The sequence below is a fragment of the Colwellia sp. genome, assembly GCF_013215345.1.
Lineage (GTDB): Bacteria > Pseudomonadota > Gammaproteobacteria > Enterobacterales > Alteromonadaceae > Colwellia.
The window spans coordinates 1-2,932 of record NZ_JABSOV010000226.1; the positions used below are offsets into that span (position 1 = coordinate 1).

The window sequence follows — 2,932 nt, forward strand, 5'->3', positions numbered from 1 at the left end:
CGACATCCATATAGATAGCTTGATTGCCGGTGACGTTGTTACGCTACCTAATTTTGACGCCGCACTTAATAGCGAATGCCTCACTTCATAACTACGCCTCAAGCATTAAACCCTTTGTGCTTGAGCACACCAACTCGCTAACGCCCCCATAGCAAGTTAGAACTCTAAGTTAGTATCCGGAATCACTTAACCACTACACAAATTGATACGTATACTACTCCTCTTGATATCTTTCATCAGCTTCGTGTGCTTCAAATAACATAGTAAGTGAATGACTATTATGGCCCTGGATAGGTAAATATTAATATTTCCACCAAAATACTTAAGTACTTTTTAAAGATAATAGTTCACTAATTCGATAATTTTGGCATTAGGGAATACTTTGACTTGGTGTACTTCAGGCATAGTCCATATTTTAACTTCTGGACGTCAAAGCACGCATCATAAATCCTAGAATAATGATTATCAATAATATTTATATGGTACGTATGGCCACGGTTTTAAGCTTACAACAAGCCAGAAATAAAATGGTAATGCAAATAATAATGGTTTTCATTTGTATACATATGTACGAAAATGTATAGTAGTGCAAAAACTCCAGTACATATAAATATTAAGGGTAAACATGAAAATTAAACACGTTTTTGCACTCTCTTCATTAGTTTTGGCCATGGGCTTCCCTGCTTATGCCGAAGAAGTACAGGCTGAAGAAACTGTTGAAAATACCAACAAAGAAATTGAAAAAATACAAATTGTTGGCGTTCGTTCCGATCGAGTAAGTAAAGGTGCCACTGGTTTAACAATGGAATTGAATGAAACGCCACAATCAATTAGCGTTATCAGCTCTGAGCAAATTAAGAACTTCGCGGTTAATAACATTGATGATGTACTGCAAATGGCGACAGGTATTACCGTAGAACGCGGTGAAACTAACCGCACCAGATATACCTCTCGTGGTTTTGATATTAAAAGTACACAAATTGATGGCATTGGTCTACCTAACGGCTGGGGTCTCGTTACTGGCGCTATGGAAAGTTACGGCTATGAAGAGATAGAAGTCATTCGTGGTGCTAATGGTCAATTAACGGGGGTCGGTAATGCTGCAGGTACTATTAACTATGTACGTAAACGTCCAAGCAATGAAAATGAAGCGGAAGTCGGTTTAACACTTGGCTCGGATGATCTTCAACGTTTACAAGCAGACGCTTCGTTTTTATTAACCGAAAGTGGCAGTTGGGCGGCACGTATTGTTGCTGTTGCACAAGACTCAGGCTCATATCTTAATGGTTTAGCAGACGATCGTACATATCTCTCGGCTGTAGTTGATGGACAACTTACAGACAACTCAACACTAGCCTTTGGCGCTTCATACCAAGATGCCAATAGTGATGGTGTTATGTGGGGCGGCTTACCACTAGCCAATTCCGACGGCACGCAGGCAGACTTTGATGTGAGTACCAGTCCAACTCAAGACTGGACTATGTGGGACACTCTTAATATCAACGCTTTTATTGAATATGCTTATACCTTTGACAATGATTGGGAAATAAAAGCAACTTATAATAAACAAGATTCTGAAGACCAAAGTAAATTACTTTATGTTTATGATCCTCTTGGTGCTTTCGACAGTGAAACTAATCTGGGCTTAATAGGTTTACCAGGACGTTATGACTCTGAATTTAGCGCTGACTTGTTTGACTTAACCGCAAAAGGTCAATTCAGCTTATTTGGCCAAGACCATGAATTAATGTTTGGTGCCAGTACCTCTAAAAGCACTGCGACTTCCTTTACCAATGCTTCCATTGCAGCATCACCTTATTTTCCAAATCAGGGTTCTACCGTAACATTCACTCCGGCTTTTCCATATCCGACAAACTCTATTCCTGAGCCTGAATGGCTTGATAAAGCTAAATATTCTGATCTAGATGTAACGCTGACACGCCTATTTGGCTCAACAAAGTTAAATATAAGCGATGATTTATTTATCATAGCCGGATTTAATGCCATTGATTACAGCCGAAAAGGTTATAACTCTGGTGGTGCTGTAGATAATGATGAAAATGAAATTAGCCCATACCTAGCGGCAACCTATTCGATTACTGATGATATTAATGCTTATGCAAGTTACTCAGATGTGTATCAACCACAAGAACAGTATGATTACGATGGCCATTTCTTAGACCCAAGTAAAGGTGTTAACTACGAGATAGGTGTAAAAATACAATGGTTTGATGATAACTTACTCGCGACCTTTGCTATATTCAGTGCTGAACAAGACAATATAGCCGTTTTTGCCGGTATCAACGACCTAGGAGACTATTATTATGAAGGCACAACAATGGACTCAAAAGGTTTTGAGTTGGAAGTTGTTGGCCACTTAACTGATAACCTTAATGTTACTTTTGCTTACACAAACTTAGCAATAGAAGATGAATTAGGCCAAAGTACCAGTACATGGGAACCAGAAAATTTGGTTAAGTTCTCAATAGATTATACCTTACCGCAATTACCTGAATTAATGATGGGCTTAGGTGGTAAATGGCAATCCAAAACAGAGAATGCTGCTGCAACAGTTAAACAAGACTCATACATACTTGTTAATGCTTTTGCTCGTTGGAATGTATCAGAGAGTCTCTCAATACAAGCAAATATTAATAATATTACCGATGAAAAATATATCACTAGTTTAAAGAATATTGGATTTTACGGCGCACCTACTCAAGGGAGTGTTAACGTAACGTATAGCTTCTAAAGGTAACAGCTAATCATAAGCGCACTAAATTAATAGTCTAGTGCGCATTGGTCTTGCCCCAAAAAGCTCCTCTTCTAATTTAAATGCTTTTATTTATTTTTACCCAAAGCTTTACTCAATATTTAGCATTCGATTAAGTGCCCAATCTAAAAAGCAGACATTAGAATCATCTATGCTTTA

1 protein-coding gene is annotated in these 2,932 nt (G+C 38.3%); it reads left to right on the forward strand.

Translation table 11 applies throughout. The annotated features are described in order from the left end of the window. Positions 1-625 precede the first annotated feature (625 nt). Positions 626-2,752: a TonB-dependent siderophore receptor gene (locus HRT50_RS18435; RefSeq protein WP_291617229.1), complete on the forward strand. Its 2,127-nt coding sequence runs from the start codon at positions 626-628 to the stop codon at positions 2,750-2,752. Positions 2,753-2,932 lie beyond the last annotated feature (180 nt).